14 protein-coding genes and 5 pseudogenes are annotated in these 19,270 nt (G+C 61.3%); 6 read left to right on the forward strand and 13 right to left on the reverse strand.

Translation table 11 applies throughout. The features are described from left to right. Positions 1 to 109: 109 nt before the first annotated feature. Positions 110 to 1,090: an IS5-like element ISPst5 family transposase gene (locus PJW05_RS03430; RefSeq protein ID WP_014820685.1), complete on the reverse strand. Its 981-nt coding sequence runs from the start codon at positions 1,088 to 1,090 to the stop codon at positions 110 to 112. A gap of 54 nt (positions 1,091 to 1,144) precedes the next feature. Further along, a pseudogene (locus PJW05_RS03435) lies at positions 1,145 to 1,294 on the reverse strand (GTP cyclohydrolase I); the annotation flags it as partial. Positions 1,295 to 1,355: 61 nt separating this feature from the next. On the opposite strand from PJW05_RS03435, the pseudogene PJW05_RS03440 reads away from it, so the two are divergent. The 3 genes and pseudogenes from PJW05_RS03440 to PJW05_RS03450 form a co-directional block, all read left to right on the forward strand. After that, positions 1,356 to 1,598, forward strand: a pseudogene (locus tag PJW05_RS03440) (transposase); the annotation flags it as partial. A gap of 222 nt (positions 1,599 to 1,820) precedes the next feature. Continuing rightward, the gene (locus PJW05_RS03445) at positions 1,821 to 3,167 is read left to right on the forward strand and encodes an IS110 family transposase (protein WP_108240856.1); all 1,347 of its coding nucleotides are present in this window, start codon (positions 1,821 to 1,823) and stop codon (positions 3,165 to 3,167) included. Continuing rightward, positions 3,168 to 4,076: pseudogene (locus PJW05_RS03450) on the forward strand (IS3 family transposase); the annotation flags it as partial. A 294-nt stretch (positions 4,077 to 4,370) separates the two neighbouring features. Here PJW05_RS03450 and PJW05_RS03455 read toward each other — a convergent pair. Further along, positions 4,371 to 4,550: pseudogene (locus tag PJW05_RS03455) on the reverse strand (IS5/IS1182 family transposase); the annotation flags it as partial. Between the two features lie 40 nt (positions 4,551 to 4,590). Here PJW05_RS03455 and istB point away from each other — a divergent pair. Continuing rightward, a complete protein-coding gene (gene istB / locus PJW05_RS03460) occupies positions 4,591 to 5,346 on the forward strand; it encodes an IS21-like element helper ATPase IstB (RefSeq protein ID WP_108240857.1) in 756 nt (251 codons plus the stop codon). Positions 5,347 to 5,779: 433 nt separating this feature from the next. Here istB and PJW05_RS26675 read toward each other — a convergent pair whose 3' ends face one another. From PJW05_RS26675 to PJW05_RS03500, 8 genes are all read right to left on the reverse strand, one after another. Next, positions 5,780 to 6,190 carry an IS3 family transposase gene (locus tag PJW05_RS26675; RefSeq protein ID WP_108240858.1) on the reverse strand — a complete coding sequence of 137 codons (411 nt, stop codon included), beginning with the start codon at positions 6,188 to 6,190 and terminating at the stop codon, positions 5,780 to 5,782. After that, positions 6,072 to 6,530, reverse strand: coding sequence for a transposase (locus PJW05_RS03470; RefSeq protein ID WP_108240859.1), 459 nt, complete (start codon positions 6,528 to 6,530; stop codon positions 6,072 to 6,074). Before PJW05_RS03470 ends, PJW05_RS26675 begins: the two co-directional genes overlap by 119 nt. 117 nt (positions 6,531 to 6,647) lie before the next feature. Next, positions 6,648 to 7,010, reverse strand: coding sequence for a cupin domain-containing protein (locus PJW05_RS03475; protein ID WP_108240860.1), 363 nt, complete (start codon positions 7,008 to 7,010; stop codon positions 6,648 to 6,650). Positions 7,011 to 7,086: 76 nt separating this feature from the next. Further along, entirely contained in the window at positions 7,087 to 8,517 is a 1,431-nt protein-coding gene (locus PJW05_RS03480) for an aldehyde dehydrogenase family protein (RefSeq protein WP_411303178.1), read from the reverse strand. 59 nt (positions 8,518 to 8,576) lie between these two features. Then, positions 8,577 to 9,293 carry a FadR/GntR family transcriptional regulator gene (locus tag PJW05_RS03485; RefSeq protein ID WP_205579779.1) on the reverse strand — a complete coding sequence of 239 codons (717 nt, stop codon included), beginning with the start codon at positions 9,291 to 9,293 and terminating at the stop codon, positions 8,577 to 8,579. 55 nt (positions 9,294 to 9,348) lie between these two features. Further along, positions 9,349 to 10,836 carry a M81 family metallopeptidase gene (locus tag PJW05_RS03490; RefSeq protein ID WP_108240863.1) on the reverse strand — a complete coding sequence of 496 codons (1,488 nt, stop codon included), beginning with the start codon at positions 10,834 to 10,836 and terminating at the stop codon, positions 9,349 to 9,351. A 34-nt stretch (positions 10,837 to 10,870) separates the two neighbouring features. Continuing rightward, positions 10,871 to 11,917 carry an ABC transporter substrate-binding protein gene (locus PJW05_RS03495; RefSeq protein ID WP_108240864.1) on the reverse strand — a complete coding sequence of 349 codons (1,047 nt, stop codon included), beginning with the start codon at positions 11,915 to 11,917 and terminating at the stop codon, positions 10,871 to 10,873. Positions 11,918 to 11,972: 55 nt separating this feature from the next. Beyond that, positions 11,973 to 13,313, reverse strand: a complete 1,341-nt coding sequence (locus PJW05_RS03500) for an NAD(P)/FAD-dependent oxidoreductase (RefSeq protein WP_108240865.1) — start codon at positions 13,311 to 13,313, stop codon at positions 11,973 to 11,975. Positions 13,314 to 13,804: 491 nt separating this feature from the next. Between PJW05_RS03500 and PJW05_RS03505 the strand changes: the two genes are divergently transcribed. Next, the gene (locus tag PJW05_RS03505) at positions 13,805 to 14,785 is read left to right on the forward strand and encodes an IS5 family transposase (protein ID WP_108240866.1); all 981 of its coding nucleotides are present in this window, start codon (positions 13,805 to 13,807) and stop codon (positions 14,783 to 14,785) included. A gap of 216 nt (positions 14,786 to 15,001) precedes the next feature. Further along, a pseudogene (locus PJW05_RS03510) lies at positions 15,002 to 16,313 on the forward strand (IS4 family transposase). 26 nt (positions 16,314 to 16,339) lie between these two features. Here PJW05_RS03510 and gabP read toward each other — a convergent pair. Both gabP and gabT read right to left on the reverse strand, forming a co-directional pair. Continuing rightward, positions 16,340 to 17,737 carry a GABA permease gene (gene gabP / locus PJW05_RS03515; protein ID WP_108240867.1) on the reverse strand — a complete coding sequence of 466 codons (1,398 nt, stop codon included), beginning with the start codon at positions 17,735 to 17,737 and terminating at the stop codon, positions 16,340 to 16,342. A 179-nt stretch (positions 17,738 to 17,916) separates the two neighbouring features. Beyond that, positions 17,917 to 19,194, reverse strand: a complete 1,278-nt coding sequence (gene gabT / locus PJW05_RS03520) for a 4-aminobutyrate--2-oxoglutarate transaminase (protein ID WP_031690347.1) — start codon at positions 19,192 to 19,194, stop codon at positions 17,917 to 17,919. Between the last annotated feature and the right edge of the window lie 76 nt (positions 19,195 to 19,270).

Here is a 19,270-nt window from a genome sequence, read left to right on the forward strand (position 1 = left end):
CCAGCCCTTGCCGATTTCAAAACGGTGATTCGGCTAAAAAACGATCAAATCATCCCCTCTTTCCGGATTTATAGCCGGCGCGAGCACCTCGCGCCGGCCATTTCCCGCATTACAGACGCACCTCTCCTGCATTCGTCAGCAAATGTCGGCGCGCCATCCACAGGTTCGACAGCGCGAACAGTGTCACCAACTGCGCGGTGTTCTTCGCCAGGCCACGGAAGCGTGTCTTCACGTAGCCGAATTGGCGCTTGATCACCCGGAACGGGTGCTCGACTTTGGCGCGCACCTGGGCCTTGGATTTCTCGATCTTGCGCTTGGCTTTGTACAGCGCACTGCGCTTACTCAGCTTCTTGTACGTACTGCGGCGGGCCGCAATCTGCCAGATCACCTCCCGGCCTTCATGTTCCGGGCGTTTCTCTACGCCGGTGTAACCCGCGTCGGCGCCGACCATGTTTTCCTTTCCATGCAGCAGTTTGTCGACCTGGGTAACGTCAGCAACGTTGGCTGCCGTCCCCACCACGCTGTGCACCAGGCCAGACTCGGCATCCGCGCCGATGTGGGCCTTCATGCCGAAGTAATACTGATTGCCCTTCTTGGTCTGGTGCATTTCCGGGTCACGCTTACCGTCCTTGTTCTTGGTCGAACTCGGCGCATGGATCAGCGTGGCATCGACGATGGTGCCCTGGCGCAGCGACAGGCCCCGATCGCCCAGGTAACCATTGATCACCGCCAGAATCCCGGCCGCCAACTCGTGCTTCTCCAGCAGGCGACGGAAATTGAGGATGGTGGTTTCGTCGGGAATACGCTCTAGGTTCAGCCCGGCAAACTGGCGCAAGATTGTGGTCTCGTACAGCGCCTCCTCCATCGCTGGATCGCTGTAGCCGAACCAGTTCTGCATCAAATGTACGCGCAGCATCGCCATCAGCTGATACGCCGGACGACCACCTTCACCCTTGGGGTAGTGCGGCTCGATCAGGGCAATCAAACCCTTCCACGGCACCACCTGATCCATCTCGATCAGGAACAACTCTTTGCGGGTCTGCTTGCGCTTGCCGGCGTACTCGGCGTCGGCGAAGGTCATTTGCTTCATCGGGAAACTCGGGCAACGGGATCGGCGTATTTCACCAGATTCGGGAAGTCTTTTTCAGACCATCCCTAGCATTACAGAGGTGCTCATTACGGAATTTTGTTTCTCAACTCCACGCATCATCATGCACATGTGCCTGGCCTCAATAACTACGGCTACGCCGCTTGCATTAGTTATTTCTTGGATGGCCTCGGCGATTTGTCGGGTGAATCGCCCCTAGTTTCGTAGACACCTCCAAGCCTCATAATGAGGCCCGTTAGGAGGTGCCATGAGCAACCAGCGTTACCCTGAAGAATTCAAAATCGAAGCGGTCAAGCAAGTGACCGAGCGCGGCCTCCCCGTTGCCGAGGTGGCGGCGCGGTTGGGCATGTCGGTGCATAGCCTGTATGCCTGGATCAAGCGCTACGGCAAACCCCAGGAACAGCGGCAGCAGGAAGACGAGCAGCAGGCCGAACTGCGTCGTCTGCGCGCCGAACTCAAGCGGGTGACCGAAGAGCGAGACATCCTAAAAAACCGCCTCCCCGGCGCACCGCGGCCCATGGGATTAGAAACACGCCCACTACACTGACTCCGCCGGACAGTGGTCGTTTGCTTTTTGGAGGCTGAGTCCCCGTCAAAAAACCTGACCCAGGGGAAGCTGCGGACCCGTGAGTGGCGGCGCGTTTCGTGACCCCGTTTAGGAAGGTGATCTGATCCGAGTCCCCGTCCGGCCTGTCCTGTGTGGAGGGTGCTCATGAGCAAGCTCAAATCAGCGCGCGGCTTGCCGGTCATTCATGATCGTGCCGCCGGCATCGATATCGGTTCGCGCTTCCATGTGGTCGCGGTGCCCGGCGACCTCACCGAGGAACCGGTGCGGACCTTCCAGGCCTTCACGGCTGACCTGGAGAAGATGGCGGCCTGGTTGGTTGACCTCGGAATCACCACGGTGGCGATGGAGTCGACCGGGGTGTATTGGATTGCGGTCTACGAGATTCTGGAGAGTCGCGGGCTGCAGGTCGTGTTGGCCAACGCCCGCGATGCCCGAGCGGTGCCCGGGCGCAAGACCGACGTCAACGATGCGCAGTGGATCCAGCGCCTGCACGCCTGTGGCTTGCTGCGGGCCAGCTTTCATCCAGCCCGCGCGATTGCGGCGTTACGCAGCTATCTGCGTTTGCGCGAGCGGCATCTCGACTACGCCGCGGCGCATATCCAGCACATGCAGAAGGCGCTCACCCACATGAATTTGCAGTTGCACCATGTGGTCACCGACATCACCGGGGCCACGGGCATGCGAATCATCCGGGCGATTGTCGCCGGCGAGCGCAACGCGGCGAAACTGGCCACCCTGCGCGACACCCGCTGTAAGTCGAGCACTGAGACCATCCAAAGTGCCCTGGTGGGCAACTACCAACCGGAGCACGTGTTTGCCCTGGCCCAGGCGCTGGCCATGTACGACGCCTATCAGGCACAACTCGAATTGTGCGACCAGCAGATTGCCCAGAGCCTGCAAGGGCTCGCCCAGCAGCAGCCGCGTCCCAGCGAGCCGCTACCCAAACCACGCCACCGCACCCGACAGCCGAATGCCCTCAACTTCGACGTCCGCGCCATGCTCTATCAACTGGTCGGCGTGGATCTGACCCAGATCCACGGTATCGGCCCTTACCTGGCACTGCGCTTGGTCGCCGAGTGCGGCACTGACCTCAGTCGTTGGCGTACCGCCCAGCACTTCACCTCCTGGCTGACCCTGGCACCCGGCTGCCGCATCAGCGGCGGCAAGGTGCTGTCGGCGCATACGCGCAAGACCAAGAATCGGGTGACCGCCCTCCTGCGCCTGGCCGCGGTGACCATTGGCAAAACCAACACGGCCCTCGGGGCCTTCTACCGACGCTTGTCGACACGCATCGGCAAGGCCAAGGCGGTGACCGCCACGGCCCGCAAGATCGCCATCCTGTTCTACAACGCCATGCGTTTCGGCATCGCCTATCAGGATCCCGGTGCCGATCACTATGAGCAAAAGTACCGCGAGCGCGTGCTGAAGGGGTTACACCGCCGAGCAGCCGAGCTCGGCTTCACGCTCCAGGCGGTCGAAGGTGTTTCTTAGGAAGGCCGCCGCGTACTTTGCCAAGGAGTCCGGCTGAAGTACGCCTTCATCAGCAAGCTGTCGGTGGAGTACCCGGTGCGGCGTCTCTGCCAGACCCTGAAAGTGCATCCCAGCGGTTACTACGCCTGGCTGGCCGAGCCGAAATCCGTACGCGCCAAGGAAGATCAGCGCCTGCTCGGGTTGATCAAACATGCCTGGCTGGAAAGCGGTGGGGTCTACGGCTATCGCAAGATTCACGACGACCTGCGTGAGCTGGGAGAGTCCTGTGGCCGGCACCGCGTGGCTCGCCTGATGCGGGGAGAAGGGCTGCGCTCGCAGACCGGCTATCGTCGGCGCCCCGGCTATTACAGCGGCCGGCCAACGGTAGCTTCGCCCAATCGCCTGGAGCGGCAGTTCAACGTCAGTGAACCGAACAAGGTCTGGGTCACCGACATCACCTACATCCGCACCTATGAGGGTTGGTTGTATTTGGCGGTGGTGCTGGATCTGTTTTCACGCCAGGTGATCGGCTGGTCGATGAAGCCACGGATGTGCAGCGACCTGGCCATCGATGCCCTGTTGATGGCGGTGTGGCGGCGCAAGCCCAAGCAGGAAGTGATGATCCACTCCGACCAGGGCAGCCAGTTCAGCAGCTCGGACTGGCAGAGCTTCCTCAAGGCCAACAACCTGATCAGCAGCATGAGTCGACGCGGTAACTGCCACGACAACGCGGTGGCGGAAAGCTTTTTCCAGTTGCTGAAGCGGGAACGCATCCGACGAAAAACCTACGGCACCCGCGAAGAAGCCCGCAGCGATGTGTTCGATTACATCGAGATGTTTTATAACCCCAAACGCCGGCACAGCAGCGCTATGCAGCTATCGCCAGTGGAGTTTGAAAAGCGTTATTTCCAGAGCTTGGAGAGTGTCTAGGAAAGCCGGGGCGATTCACTCGTGTGATGAGAGCCAAAAGATAATAAAAACATAAAAAGATGTCAAATATGAATTTAACGCTCTTTTGTGGATCTTGTTCATTTTCTATGTGACTGAATGTAAAGGATATTTTCCTTGGATTTGGTTTCGGGGCTGTTCTTCCCTGACCTGCTCCTCGGGGTTTTTCCTGTCTAAGACCTGACGACTTGGGGGTGTAGGCTTCACGTTGGATTTTTTGCAGGCATGAGGTGTGCGGGAGACCCGTCTCGGTGGCCTCAGAGAACCCTTCAAGCTGTCCGCGAATGTGCCGTGCTCAGTGTCGATCAGGTAATTCGTGGAGTAGGCAAAGAAGGCCGGGCCGCCTGGCGCGGCAGTCCAACGGGACAGCGGATCAGTGAGTGAGACTTTCTTGGGAAGAGCTTCAGCCAGCGCCTCTTCATCAAGGGCTTCAAGGTACTCGCGCACAGCGCGGCTGCATCTGACCGACGAACTCAAAGGGCTGCGTTTGCACGGCATGGCCAATGCCTGGACGGAACTGGCGGCTCAGGGCGAATCCACCACAGCGTCATCCAAATGGCTGCTCGAACATCTCCTGGAACAGGAGCATGCCGACCGGGCTGTGCGCTCAGTAAGCCACCAGATGCACATGGCCAAGCTCCCCATGCACCGTGACCTGGCGGGCTTCGATTTCAGCGTCTCCAGTGCCGACGCTCGCCTGATCAAGGAGCTGTCCAGCTTGGCGTTTACGGAGACCGCGCAGAACGTGGTGTTCATCGGTGGCCCGGGGACGGGGAAAACGCACCTGGCGACGGCCCTGGCCGTGTCCGGCATCACGCAGCACAACAAGCGGGTGCGCTTCTACTCCACGGTCGACCTGGTCAACCTGCTGGAGCGCGAAAAACACGAGGGCAAGACGGGACGGATCACCCGGGGGCTGCTGCGAGCGGATCTGGTGATCCTCAATGAGCTGGAGTATTTGCCCTTCAGCCAAAGCGGTGGCGCGCTGCTGTTTCACCTGCTCTCCAAGCTGTACGAGCACACCAGCGTGATCATCACCACCAACCTCAGCTTCGCGGAATGGTCGAGTGTGTTTGGCGACGCCAAGATGACCACCGCGCTGCTGGATCGACTGACGCACCACTGTCATATCGTCGAAACCGGCAACGAGTCCTACCGCCTGCAAAACAGCAGTCTGGCGGCACAGACCAAGATCCAGGCCCGGGAGCGCAAGCGGCAGCATGGGGAAGAAACGGAGGACGACCCGTTCTGATCTCGCCGGGCTGACCCTGCCACAGGATCGGAGGTGGGGTCAGCTTCGTTTGCAGGTTTGTCGGCTGCTAGGCTTATCCACAATTGCCGAGGTGAAAATCGGCAAGCCGCCCTGGGTCATTTTTCAATCGGCAGGGTGGGTCAATTTTCAATCAGCGCCGACACTCGAACTGCAACCTGCTTCAGCTCAGTTCGAAATGGTCGTGGCTTCGTTTGAGGCCGAACCATTAACCGCCGCAAGCTGGATGTCGGGGGAGGACGGGAACTGCTCCCGCCTCACCCTGTCTTTCAGCGTCATCCAACATGGCAGTAGCCGAGCGTCGCCAGCAACAATCAAGCGGTGGTGGTCAAATCGATACAGGTGATCTATATCGAAGGCGAATTGCAGGTGTAGATCCGGCCGTTGGGCGATCGGCTGGATATCGGGGTGGAGGTTATCCAGTATCAGCGGCCCATCCCCGACATCCCCCCAGTAACCCAAGACCATGTGGGCTTGCTGAGTCGACCCAATGCCGGTTGGCGCGATCCGAGACGAACTGGCGATCCAGGTGATTAGGGACAATCGGTAGATCGTGGCGACTACTGGAAACCAGCCGCCAGCGCTTGCGCGAACGAACGCGCAGACCGGCTTCGCGCATCAGTCGAGCGACCCGATGCCGGCCACACGCATGCCCCATGGCCGTCAATTCTGCCTTGATGCGGCGATGGCCATCGATCCCATTTACCTCATGGTGGATGGTGCGGATCGCCTTGCTCAGGCGCCGATTCGCCATCTCTCTCGCCGAAGGAGGTCGCTGTTGCCAGGCATAGAAACCGCTGCGCGATACCCGTAGCAGCCGGCACATCGGCGCTACGGGGTAACGACCGGCCAACGCCTCGATGGCGCGGAACCTCACTTCGTGGGCTGCGAGAAGATGGCGAGCGCCTTTTTAAAACATCACGCTCCATGGTGACCTGGGCCAGCTGCTGGCGCAGCCGACGCAGCTCCGCACTCTCGCCACGCTGCTTGCCGTTGCCCGGAAAAGCATCGTTACCTTGCTGCTCGTACTGGCGCTTCCATTTGCCCAGCAGGCTTTCAGCGATGCCGAGCGTCTCAGCCACATGACGAAGCGGCGTACCGGCAAGCACCTGCTCTACCGCCTCGCGTTTGAAGGATTCGGGAAAACGTCGTCTGGTCTGGCTCATGAACACTCCTTGCGGCGGACATTATCCACCTTAAGTCAGTGTCCACTCAGCCCGGGACAGACCACTAACCGGTGAGACTGCTTCCGGCATGTCGGGCGCGCATGGAAGAGGTGTCACTCATGCGAGAATGAAGTAAACCTTCCGCACATCGCTGAGATTTTCCCAAACACCCTTGAACCCTTTCTGCACCAGGAACGAATCCCCTGGCCCAAAAGTTTTTGCGACGCCATTACTGTCCGTGAGTCGAACGTCCCCTTTCAGCAGATGGCAGAGTTCCGCGTAGGCGAATTCACAGCGGTGAAGGTGGGCAGGTGCTTCCCAGAATCCGGCCGCGGCTTTTTGATCGTCCGAGGTGAAATGTCTCCAGCTGCTGCTGCTGTAAGGCGTGTCCACCAGCGCGGGATCGCTGATCTCTCGACGAGCCTCCGCAATGGTGGGGTTCGCGAAATCGATGACGCCAGCGGGCAGTAGTTGCTCCATGGTTCTTTCTCCAGTTTGATGGGTTAACGCCGTTGAGGAAGCCACCTGTGAGGCCTCCCTGTCTCTTCGCCGCTGCTTACGGCGTGCCGTAGCCAACGATCCCCTTGATCTCCACGAAGTCGTGTAGCGCGAAATCGGCGTATTCGCGACCATTACCCGACTGCTTGTAGCCGCCGAACGGAGCAGCAGGATCCCAGGCGGGATAGTTGATGTAGACCGTGCCCGCCCGCAGTTGCCCAGCTACCTCACGCGCGAGTTCTTGGTTAGTCCCTTGGACGTATCCCGCCAGGCCGAAAACGCTGTCGTTTGCAATGGCGATAGCCTGCTCAATGGATTCGTAGGGAATGATCGCCAGCACCGGTCCGAAGACTTCCTCACGTGCGATGGTCATACTCGGCTGGACATTGCCGAAGATGGTTGGCCTCACGAAATATCCGTGCTCCACCAAGTCGGGGCGGCCCAGGCCCCCGCTGATCAGTTCCGCACCTTCGGCGATGCCGGTGGCGATCAGGTCCTGGATTTTCAGGAACTGCACCTCGCTGATGACCGGGCCCATATCCGTGCCCGCGGCATGAGGATCACCGACGCTGACATGCTCGGCGACCTGTCGTGCGATTTCGAGGACCTCGGCATGCCGATCAGCAGGCACCAGCATGCGAGTAGGCGCGTTACAGGATTGACCTGCGTTAGAGAAGCAACCCAGCACGCCCAGCTCCACGGCTCTGGGTAAATCGCAGTCGGGCAGCAGGATGTTCGCTGACTTGCCGCCTAGCTCCTGGTGGACACGCTTTACGGTGTCCGCGGCGGTCTTCGCAACCATCACGCCGGCACGGGTCGAGCCGGTGAACGACACCATGTCCACATCAGGATGGCTCGCCAGCGGCTGCCCAACGGACGGGCCATCGCCTTGCACCAGGTTGAAGACTCCAGGAGGGACTCCTGCCTCGTGCAGCGCCTCGGTGAAGAGCACCGCATTGAACGGGGCGAGCTCGCTCGGCTTGAGTACCATAGTGCAGCCCACGGCCAGAGCAGGTAGAACCTTGCAGGCGATCTGGTTGATCGGCCAGTTCCACGGTGTGATAAGCGCGACCACCCCGACAGGTTCCTTCACGACTCGTGTCGTCCCGCGTTGCGCGGTGAACTCGAATTGCTCCAGCGAGCGGATCATCTGCTTGATGTGCGCAGTGCCTATGCCTGCTTGCCACTCCAGCGCGAACTTGGCCGGTGCTCCCATTTCCAGCGTCAGGGCCTCGGCGACAGCCACCAACCGCGTCTGGTAGGACTCGAGCACCCGTTGCAGCAGCGTTAGTCGCTCTTCCTTGCTGGTACGCGAAAAAATTGGAAAGGCTGCCTTGGCGGCCGCGACTGCCCGCTCGACGTCGGCACCCGCCCCCATCGCTACCAGGCCGATGGATTGCTCGGTGGCGGGGTTGATGACGTCAAGCGTTGCCTTGCTCTGCGGTTCGATCCATTCGCCATTGATATAGAACCGCTGTGCGTTTTTCAGGGTGTAGGTATCCATGCGATCAAACTCTCGCTCTTGAAGGTTGGGCGGTCAGCCGCGAGTCAGTTGGAGGCGCCGCTCAGCAGGTCAGAACTGAATTGCGCATCCAGCCGTGCCATAAACCGAGCAGCGCAATGCATGTGCTCTTCCATCAATTTCTCGACGGCCTTCCCATCGCCCTTGCGGTACGCATCCAAAAGTTGACGGTGGCTGTCAATGTTGTGGTTGCCGAAGGCTTCGTGGTCGTCGTACTGGTCGCTGCGATACTCGACCAGGTCGCGCAGTAGGCCGTTGATGAAGCGACAGATGAAGGCCAGGATCGGGTTATCGCAGGCCAGGGTGAGGATGTCGTGGAACTCCAGCTCGGTGCGCCGCGCGCCCTGGCGATCGCCCTGGGCGCGCAGGAGCTCGTATTCGGTGATGTTCGCCTGGAGTTTCGCCAGGTGCTGCTCGTCGAGACGGCCCACCACGCTTTTCGCCAGCATGACCTCCAGACTCTGACGCAGGCTGTAGACCTGCTGGAAGTCGAACTTCTGAAAGTGCAGGAAGGTCCGCAGCTGCTGCATGATGACGTCCAGCGAGACAGTGCAGACCTCAGGGCCGCCGTTGGGGCCGGTGACCATCTTCACCAGGCCCTGGACTTCCAGCGACTTGAGTGCTTCACGAATCGTGCCCTTGGAGCAGCTGTAGTGTTCAAGCAGGGCACGCTCGTTGGGCAGACGGTCGCCTGGTTGCAGGTTTTCCTGGGCGATCCAGCGCCGCAGGTCGTCGGCGACCATGTCAGAGATCTTGCGGCGACGGAAGTTCGTGGGGGGTGTCTTTGGGCTCATGGTCTCAGGCGTCGGCATCCCAACGAGTGCCGGGTTCGATCGGAAACACCGGTCGCGGAACGTGTCGGTAGGGGAACAGGGTGTAATCCGAGCTGGTAACGCCAGGACTGGCGCAATGCACCGTGGCTCGGGATATTGGCTGGAACACCGGACGATAGTACATGCGTGACTTGAGGATGAGGTAACGGCAGCGGGTCGGATCGAGTTCGACGCTGTGGAACACACCGAGGTCCCAAGGCTCGTGGGGCTCCTCACTGACAAGCACCTGCGCGGTACCCAGATCGATCACCGCCGCCCGCCCCATAGAGCAGCGCATTCCGGTGTAGGTCGGGCCGCTGACCACATACTGTCCATCGCTCACGGCAACCACCTTGCCGGTCACGGCAATCGGCGACACCGTGCCGTTCGGGCGCAGCATCTGATTACCGAGCTGCAGTTCCACCTGCGCACCGATGCCGGCGTCGTGCATCACGGCAACCGCGGTGGGATCGCAGATAGGGCCAGTGATGATTTCGGTCAGCCCCCGATCCAGCGCTGCGGCAAGCACATCCATGGTGTCGCAGGTTCCGCCGGACATGCAGTTATCGCCGTGGTCCAGCAGGAGCACCGGGCCGTTGCCCGAACTATCGGCCAGCTGCTGCGCGTGAGCTAACGAGTCAGACAGCTCGTCCTCATGGAACACGAATGCCTCTCGGGTTTGCCAGAGCTGCCGTGCGATCTTTCTGGCGGTTTCATCTGCCAATCGCTGCTCCTGGGCGACGACCAGAACCGACATGCCGGCATCGGCTATATCCGCGAGGGGGAAACCGCCGAACACGCTCACCGCCAGAACGCCGGGCTGGGCTTCAGCGGCCCGCGCAGCTGCTATGGCATCACGCATTGCGCCCGGCACCTCGGTGTTCATTTGCAGGGTATGCGCCAGCAAAGGCGGATGTACCTTCGATTTGTAGGTGCCGCATCCATCCTCGAGCATACCCTCGATCACCCGGACCACATGCTCCCCGGTCTCGACCATGTCGATGTGCGGGTAGGTCTTGAACCCCACCAGCACATCCGCGTTGTCGACCATCAACTGGCTCAGGTTGGTATGCAGGTCCAGTGCAACGCCGATTTTCGCGTGCGGGGCGGCCGCTCTGACCCTGGCCAGTAGCGCGCCCTCGCCATCGCCACCGTCGGTGGTGACCATCGCTCCGTGAAGATCTAGCAGAACGACCTCGCAGCCCTTGGCGACCTCGTCCACGATGGCGGCGGCCATGCGTTCCCATGCGGCCAGTTCGACCGGGCCGCTAGGGTTTGCATGTGCGAAGACCGGCGTCCTGATCGAAGCGCCAACGCGCTCGGCGAATGCGATGAAAGCCCCCATGGCCGTAGCCGATCCGATACCTGCAATCAGGGCCTCATCCCCCCAGCGTGGATTGAACGCCGAGAGGGGAGTAGGAACCGGCGAGAAACTGTTGGTCTCGTGGTTCATACGAGCAATCACAATGCGCATGGCGCCTCCGTTCACTGCAAATTTTCCAGTTGGATCAACGCGACGCCCAGGCGGTGAAGCGCACTTCTAGGTCCTCGGCATGGTCCAGCCAGAAGACGTTGTCGGTAGCCAGCGCGGCATCGAGGTTCGCCGGCGCGGTCGGCAGGTCGTGCAACTCTGCGGCGGAGAGGCCCTTCACGGCGTTCACGTTCGTCGGTCCGTAGGCGATGGTGCGGGCGAAGACCCGCTGGTTCTCCGTGTTGCTGGCGAACTCGATGAACGCGTAGGCCTGGTCGAGATTTTTCGCGCCGTGGACCACTGCCCAATGGTCAAGATCGAACAGGCTCTGGTTCCAGACGAACTTCAGGTTCGTGCCTTCCTGCTGGGCGTCCTTGATCCGGCCGTTATAGGCGCTGGTCATGACCACGTCGCCTGCCGCCAGCCATTGTTGGGGCTGGGCGCCGGACTCCCACCACTGGATGTTGGGCTTGATCTGGTCAAGCTTGGCGAAGGCCCGGTCGACGCCTTGGGGCGTGCTGAGTACTTCGTAAACCTCGTCCTTCGGCACCCCGTCCGCGAGCAGCGCGAACTCTAGGGTGTGCACCGCGCTCTTGCGCAGCCCGCGCTTGCCCGGGAATTTCTTCACGTCCCAGAAATCCGCCCAGGTGGCCGGTGCCCCATTCAGCTTGTCCGCGTTGTAGGCAATGCCGGCGGACCAGGCCAGGGTACCGACGCCACAATCGCTGACGGCTTCGGGCATCAGGTCTGCCTTGGATGGAATCTTTGACCAGTCCAGCTGGGTGATCAGCCCCTCGTCGCAGGCGCGCGCAAGGGAGTTTCCATCCATCTCGACGACATCCCAGGTGGCATGTTGGGTGTCCACCATGGTTTTGATCTTGGCCAGGTCGCCGTTGTATTCCCCGGCGATTACACGGGTCCCGGCGCTTTTCTCGAAGGGACCGTAGTAGGCAATCTTCTGTGCTTTCTGAATAGCGCCGCCGAAGGAAATGACCGTGACCGATTCGGCGTTGGCCAAAGTCGACATGATGGACGAGGAGATCAGCAAGCTGGAAAGCGCGATGCGTTTGAAGGTGAAGGTCATGGCATTGTCTCTATTGTTTGTGCATGGACGCAGTATGGCGAGGGGCTCGAACTGATCAGGGTCGCCGATCCTGATAGCGGTAGAGGTGGTAGGCGAAGTACTGGCCAAGCCGCAGGAAGCGAGCGAACGGGAAGCGCGGCAAAGGGCTTGATGTGACCTGGGTGGGAGGCGTCTCCGGAGTGCCTACGGCCATCGCCGCTAAGCGCCTGCCCGCCAGGGTGGCGTAGGAGATTCCGCTTCCCGAGTAACCCAGAGCTGCAAAGACGCCTGGACTTTGCTCCAGTTCATGGATGTGCGGAACCCCGTCTTGGCTCATGCACACCCAGCCACCCCAGTCGTATTCGACGGCGATACCGGCCAGTTCGGGGAATTTGCGGGTGAGGCCTTCCAGCAGTGCGTCGCGATGGCGGGGATGTTCGGCATCGTTGCCGGATACGGCGCCAGGGCCGCCGAACAGCAGTCTGTTGTCGGGAAGACGGCGGTAGTAATACAGCAGATTCCTCGTGTCGATCATGCTGTCCATACTGGGCAAGGTCAGCCCGATCTCGTGCTCGGTGAGCGGGCGTGTAACCAGGATCCTTGAGTGGACCGGCATGTAGCGTCCGCGCAGGAACGGGTGGAGCCCGGGGGCGGTATAGCCGTTGGTGGCGATGATGACCTTGCGTGCCCGCATGGCGCCCTCGGGCGTTTCAAGCAGGTAGTGCCCTGCTTTACGTTCCAGCGAGATCACCGGCGAGGACGAATGCACTCTGGCTCCAGCGTTGCGCGCCATGCGCAGCAGCCCCATCGCGAGCTTCATCGGGTGAAGACCGAATCCCTCCGGAAGCCGGATGCCTCCGTGGACTTCGCCGCCGCGGTGATAATCGTGCAGCTCCTTGGCGGAAAGAATCTCTACTGGGAAATTGAAGTGGCGGTTGAACAGATTCGCTTCGCTTTCCAACCCCGCCAGTCGACTGGGGTGGTGAGCGAGCTTGATTACACCATCGAGTTGCGGATCGCAGTCGATCGAGCCCTCGGTGATTAGCCTGCGGAGCTGGGCCAGGGCTTCGCGGGTGTCGTCGAAATAGCGACGCGCGACATCCAGGCCGTAGTGGGAGATCAACTCGGAAGGCCACAAGTGCCCGCCCGATACCCGTGCGAACCCACCGTTGCGACTGCTGCAGCCCCAGGCAACTTGATTGGCCTCCAGCACGATCGCCTTGATCCCATGCTGATGGGCGAGAAAGTACGCCGCGCACAGACCGGTATACCCCGAGCCGATGATGGCTACGTCTTCCTCGGCTGTCCCTTTCAGGGGGCCGTCGTCCGGCGTGGGGTTGCCAGCGCTGGCCACCCAATAGGAGGGCGCGTGTGGCGCTCCATGACCGGGGTGAAGCGATTGCAGCGGATCGTACATCTTGAAATCTCTTTTATAGTATTTATGCTGATAAATACGATAGATCGAAAAAAAGCTGCCTGTCAAACCGTTTCAAGGGGTTTGGAGGCGAGAGGCGATGGGTGGCTGGGCCGAAAGGAATGCCGCGACTTTCTTTGACACCGTAGCTACCAGAGATCGCCTCGGAGATCGTGGCTGGAGACACAAGAGATTGCCTGACCAGCTCCGCGCAGAGCCCCAGACTTGCAACGCAGGGCACTCGGAGCGTCCCTCGCTTCGCCAAACACTTTCACTGCTCTTGAGTTGAGGCAGCCGGTGACTTGTAGCCTTCCGAGTGATAGCGCTCTTCCATCACCCGAGTCATGGTGGTTTCCGTTAGAGGAGTGAATCGCCCGGAGGCGTGTCTTTTCGTTGAGCTCGAAGTAGCCCGTAATGTTGTTCACTTAGGGAAACCCTGAAGAAGACTTCCCGAATCTGGTGAAATTCGCCGATCCCGTTGCCCGAGTATCCCGATGAAGCAGATGACCTTCGCCGACGCCGAGTACGCCGGCAAGCGCAAGCAGACCCGCAAGGAGTTGTTCCTGATCGAGATGGATCAGGTTGTTCCATGGAAGGGGTTGATCGGCCTGATCAAGCCGCACTACCCCAAAGGCGAAGGTGGTCGTCTGGCCTATCCGCTGATGGCGATGCTGCGCGTGCATCTGCTGCAGAACTGGTTCGGCTACAGTGATCCGGCGATGGAGGAGGCGCTGTACGAGACGACCATCCTGCGCCAGTTCGCGGGGCTGGGTCTGGAGCGCATCCCTGACGAAACCACCATCCTTAATTTCCGCCGTCTGCTGGAGGAGCATGAGCTGGCGGCTGGGATTCTGGCGGTGATCAACGGCTATCTGGGAGATCGCGGCCTGTCGCTGCGCCAGGGCACCATCGTCGATGCCACGCTGATCCACGCACCGAGTTCAACCAAGAACCAGGACGGCAAGCGCGATCCGGAAATGCACCAGGCCAAGAAAGGCAATCAATGGTACTTCGGCATGAAGGCGCACATCGGCGCCGATGCTGAATCGGGCCTGGTGCACAGCGTGGTGGGCACGGCAGCCAACGTGGCGGACGTTACCCAGGTCGGCCAGTTGCTGCATGGCGTCGAGAACGTGGTGTGTACGGACGCAGGTTACACCGGTGTTGAAAAACGCCCAGAGCATGAGGGACGGAAGGTTATCTGGCAGGTGGCGGCACGCCGCAGCACCTACAAGAAGCTCGATAAGCGCAGCGCGCTATATAAGGCTAAGCGCAAGATCGAGAAGGCCAAGGCCCAGGTGCGTGCCAAAGTCGAGCACCCGTTCCGGGTGATCAAGCGGCAGTTTGGCTATACCAAGGTGCGCTTCCGCGGGCTGGTGAAGAACACCGCACAACTGGTGACGCTGTTCGCCTTGTCAAACCTGTGGATGGCGCGTCGTCATTTGCTGGCCACCGCAGGAGAGGTGCGCCTGTAGTGCAGAAAATGGTCGTCGCGAGCTGCTCGCGATGGACAAAACTGGATAAGTGAGCGAGCCATCTGGTCGATTTTGATCGACGGCCCGCTTTCAAAAAACGACGGAGGCTGAAGTCGGCGAGAAATACCGGGCTACTTCAGACCTTCCTTAGGCATTTGAGTCGCTGCCGGGCTTCCTTGAAAATCCGATGCTAGATCTTCTGGCATCGGATTTTTTATGTCCTTCCAACAACAGTTGCTGGATCTGGGCGAGCTGTTCAACTTCTCTGACTTGAGCACCTTTACCCAGAACATCCCGATCGAATGGGTGGCGTTCGCGCTGGATCTTTCCACCCAAGCAACCATTCGTCGTCGCCGGCTACCGACCGATCCGGTGCTCTGGCTGGTACTGGGCATGGCCTTGTTCCGCGATGAACCGGTCCATGAGGTAGCCAGACGGCTGAACATCTGTGCGAAGGGGCTGGCCTCTCACGATCTTTTGGCCAGGAGTGGCATCAGCGAAGCCCGCAAGCGGCTGGGTGCCGAGCCAGCCGGGCGATCAGTGGGGGAGTGAGTGCTATGACGGTGATACCTGGCAGGACCTGTGGGTGTTCGCGGTGGACGGTGCCCTCCTGCGCACCCCGGATACGCCGGAGCTACGGGAGCACTTCGGCTCCGGCAATGCCGCCACCGAGCGGCAGACGCCGTTTCCCATGATGCGCCTGGTGGCTTTGATGAATGTGCGCTCCCACCTGATTCTGGATGCCCAACTGAGCCCCTACCGGCGTAGCGAAATGCGTCTGGCCGATGCCTTTCTTCAGCAAATTCCCGACCACTCGATCTCGCTGTTCGACAAGGGCTTCTGGAGTGCCGATCTGCTGCTGACCCTGGCCCTTCACGGCGAGCAGCGCCACTGGTTGATCCCGGCCCGCAAAGGCCCTGTCAGCGAAGAGGTGATCCGTTACGGCAAGCAGGATCGCTTGCTGCGCATGAAAGTTTCGCCGCAGGCGCGAAATTGTAACCCGGTGCTACCGGGCTACTGGGAGGCGCGTGAAGTCGGCTACGAACGGCAGGGCAAAGTCAATACCGTCCTGACCTCGCTGCCGGCCGATCGCCACAGTGCCAAGGCCGTTGCCGAGCTGTACCAGGAGCGTTGGGAGATCGAGCTGGGCTTCCGAGATATCAAGAGCCCCATGCAGCAGAATGCAGTGACCCTGCGCAGCAAGAAGACCGACTTGATCTACCAGGAAGTCTGGGGACTGCTCCTGGCCTACAACATCATCCGCCGCGAGGCGAGTCAGGCGGCTGTGGCCTTTGGTCGCTCGCGATCCGAGAGACGCTTCAAGCCGGCCTGCCAATACATCACCGTGCAACTGATCGTCATGGCAGCGGCCAACCCGATCTCGGCAACCGGCAGACGCTTGTCGGAACTGAGCGCGGGAGTTGGAGGGCTGGTCCTCGATCACCACCCAAGGCCCACAAGGCCAAGGGCGGTGAAGATTTCAAAAACCCGCTATCCGGTGAACCGTAATGCTGCTCCGCTTAAGTGAACAGCATTACGAAGTGAGCCGGGGCTTCAGCCCTGGGCGCTGCGCAACGCCGCCCCACCCTGCACTTCCCGCGAGCGACGGCGGGTGATGAGCAGGCCGGAGCAGACCACTAACGTGGCCAGCACCATGGTGGACACGACCTCGACGCGGTGGTCCGGGCGGAACAGCATGAGCACCAGCACGCTGCTGATGAACAGGATCACGCCCCAGGTGAGCCAGGGGAACAGCCACATGCGGTAACTCAGGGCCTTGCCTTCGGCCATCAGGCGTTTGCGCAGGCGCAGTTGGGAAACCGCGATGACCAGGTACACCAGCAGGGCGATGGCGCCAGAGCTGGCCATCAGGAAGCCGAACACCTTGGAGGGCACCAGGTAGTTGGCGATTACGGTGAGGAAGGCGGCGCCGGTGGACAGCAGTACGGCGTAGATGGGGGTGCCGCTGCGGGTGGTCACCTGGGCGCAGGCCGGGGCGTCGCCACGGCGGCTCAGGGAATAGAGCATGCGCGAGGCGGTGTAGAGGGAGGAGTTGAGGCAGCTGGTGACCGAGGTGAGTACCACGAAGTCAATGATGGCCTTGGCGTGGGGCACGCCGAGGGTGTCCAGCACGGTGACGTAGGAGCCTTCAGTGGCCAGGCGCGGGTCGGTCCAGGGCACCAGGGCGACGACGATGAATATTGACAGGATGTAGAACAGGGTGATCCGCCAGATCACCGAGTTGGTGGCCTTGGAAATCTGCTTGCCGGCGGCGTCGGACTCGGCGGCGGCGATGGTGACCACCTCGGCGCCGAGGAAGGAAAACATGGTGATCAGCATGGCGCTGAGCACGGCGCCGAAGCCGTTGGGCATGAAACCGCCGTTGTCCCACAGGCGCGAGACGCCGCTGACACCGGTGCTGGGCAGCAGGCCGAGGATGGCGCAGGCGCCAAGGATGATGAAGCCGACGATGGCGGCCACCTTGACCAGGGCCAGCCAGAACTCGAACTCGCCGTAGTTCTTCACGCTGAACAGGTTGGTGGCGGTGAGCAGCAGGGTGATCACCAGGGAGAGCACCCAGATCTCCATCTGCGGCACGTAGGTGTTGATGATGGTGGCGGCGATGTTGGCTTCGATGGGGATGATGAGCACCCAGAACCACCAGTAGAGCCAACCGATGGTGTAGCCGGCCCATTTGCCAATGGCCTGGTCGGCGTAGGTGGAGAAGGAGCCGGTGTCCGGAGAGGCGACGGCCATTTCGGCCAGCATGCGCATCACCAGCACCACCAGCACGCCGGCGAAGATGTAGGCCAGGATGGTGGCCGGGCCGGCTTCGGCGATGGCGCGGCCAGAGCCGACGAAGAGGCCGGCGCCGATCACGCCGGCAATGGAAAGCATGGTCACGTGGCGGGACTTCAACCCATGACTCAGGTTGTTCTTATCTGCTTGCATGGCATTACCTTTGTTCTTGTCGTGCCCCCTGGGCAGCGTCGGTTTCCGCGCTCACCAGAGCCGCGGGAGCAAAAAAAGCCCGCGCTGCCCCGGACGGTGTGACGGGGCAGGCGCGGGTGAGCAGGGACCAGGGTGACGCTCTAAATCGTGCGGCCCGCTGGGCCGCTGTCTGGGTGTCCTCAGGCGAGCTCGTCGAAGCACTCGCCGATCAGAGCCAAACCACGCTCCAGGTCCGCATCGCTGACGGTCAGCGGCACGAGGATGCGCAGGACGTTGTAGTGGGTGCCGCAAGACAGCAGGATCAGGCCTTTTTCCCGGGCCTTGGCGACGACTTTTCCGGTCAGCTCGGCGGCAGGCTTGGCGGTGTCGCCGCCTTCGAACAGTTCCACGGCGACCATGGCGCCGAGGTTGCGCACATCCACCAGGCTGTTGTGGCGCTCGCCGATCTTGCGCAGGCCGGCAGTAAGGATTTCACCCACAGACTTGGCGCGATCCAGCAGTTTCTCGCTCTCGAAGGCTTCGATCACCGCCAGGGCAGCAGCGCAGGAGATGGGGCTGCCGGCATAGGTGCCGCCCAGGCCGCCCGGGGCCACGGCGTCCATCAACTCGGCGCGGCCAGCCACGCCCGCCAGGGGGAAGCCACCGGCGATGGATTTGGCGAAGGTGGTCAGGTCGGCGGCGACGCCCATCTGCTCCATGGCGAAGAAGGTGCCGGTGCGGCCAGCGCCGGTTTGCACTTCGTCGGCGATGAGGACGATGCCGTGCTGGTCGCACAGGGCGCGCAGGCGGGCCATGAAGTCTTTCGGCGCGACATTGAAGCCGCCTTCGCCCTGTACGGGCTCGAGGATGATGGCGGCGATGTCGCTGGGAGCGGCGTCGTTCTTGAAGATGCGTTCGATGCTGGCGATGGCGTCATCACTGGACACGCCATGCACCGGGTTCGGGTACTGGGCGCGGTAGATGCCGCCCGGCATCAGGCCCATGCCGGCGGAGTACGGCACTACCTTGCCAGTCAGGGACAGGGTGTAGTGGGTGCGGCCGTGGTAGGCGCCGGTGAAGGCGATTACACCAGCGCGGCCGGTGGCAGCGCGGGCGATCTTGATGGCGTTCTCGACGGCTTCGGCGCCGGTGGTCACCAGCAGGGTTTTCTTCTCGAAATCGCCCGGCACCCGTTGGTTGAGCTTTTCCGCCAGGGCCACGTAGGGCTCGTAGCCGAAGACGTGGAAGCAGGTGTGGGTCAGCTTGGCCAGTTGCTCCTGGACTGCCGCCATGATCTTCGGGTGCAGGTGGCCGGTGTTGAGCACGGCGATACCGCCGGCGAAGTCCAGGTATTCACGGCCTTCCACGTCCCAGACGGTGGCGTTCTCGGCACGCTCGGCATAGATCTGGTGGATCTGGCCGACGCCACGGGGGATGGCGGCCATACGGCGTTGTTGCAGGCTCTGGTTGGTGTTCATGCTTGCTCCCAGGTTACGTGTTTCGCTGGACGAAACGGTCCTCGTGCCGAGGTGCCGGCCCGTCCGAGGTGAATAG

The organism is Pseudomonas sp. Q1-7, assembly GCF_028010285.1.
Lineage (GTDB): Bacteria > Pseudomonadota > Gammaproteobacteria > Pseudomonadales > Pseudomonadaceae > Metapseudomonas.

Excerpts from the sequence above, each read along its gene's own strand:
- PJW05_RS03445 (WP_108240856.1), top strand. The coding sequence starts at position 1,821 with ATGAGCAAGCTCAAATCAGCGCGCGGCTTGCCGGTCATTCATGATCGT.
- PJW05_RS03495 (WP_108240864.1), bottom strand. The coding sequence starts at position 11,917 with ATGACCTTCACCTTCAAACGCATCGCGCTTTCCAGCTTGCTGATCTCC.
- PJW05_RS03475 (WP_108240860.1), bottom strand. The coding sequence starts at position 7,010 with ATGGAGCAACTACTGCCCGCTGGCGTCATCGATTTCGCGAACCCCACC.
- PJW05_RS03430 (WP_014820685.1), bottom strand. The coding sequence starts at position 1,090 with ATGAAGCAAATGACCTTCGCCGACGCCGAGTACGCCGGCAAGCGCAAG.
- gabP (WP_108240867.1), bottom strand. The coding sequence starts at position 17,737 with ATGCAAGCAGATAAGAACAACCTGAGTCATGGGTTGAAGTCCCGCCAC.
- PJW05_RS03470 (WP_108240859.1), bottom strand. The coding sequence starts at position 6,530 with ATGAGCCAGACCAGACGACGTTTTCCCGAATCCTTCAAACGCGAGGCG.
- istB (WP_108240857.1), top strand. The coding sequence starts at position 4,591 with ATGGCCAATGCCTGGACGGAACTGGCGGCTCAGGGCGAATCCACCACA.
- PJW05_RS03505 (WP_108240866.1), top strand. The coding sequence starts at position 13,805 with ATGAAGCAGATGACCTTCGCCGACGCCGAGTACGCCGGCAAGCGCAAG.
- PJW05_RS03490 (WP_108240863.1), bottom strand. The coding sequence starts at position 10,836 with ATGCGCATTGTGATTGCTCGTATGAACCACGAGACCAACAGTTTCTCG.
- gabT (WP_031690347.1), bottom strand. The coding sequence starts at position 19,194 with ATGAACACCAACCAGAGCCTGCAACAACGCCGTATGGCCGCCATCCCC.
- PJW05_RS03485 (WP_205579779.1), bottom strand. The coding sequence starts at position 9,293 with ATGGTCGCCGACGACCTGCGGCGCTGGATCGCCCAGGAAAACCTGCAA.
- PJW05_RS03500 (WP_108240865.1), bottom strand. The coding sequence starts at position 13,313 with ATGTACGATCCGCTGCAATCGCTTCACCCCGGTCATGGAGCGCCACAC.
- PJW05_RS26675 (WP_108240858.1), bottom strand. The coding sequence starts at position 6,190 with ATGTGCCGGCTGCTACGGGTATCGCGCAGCGGTTTCTATGCCTGGCAA.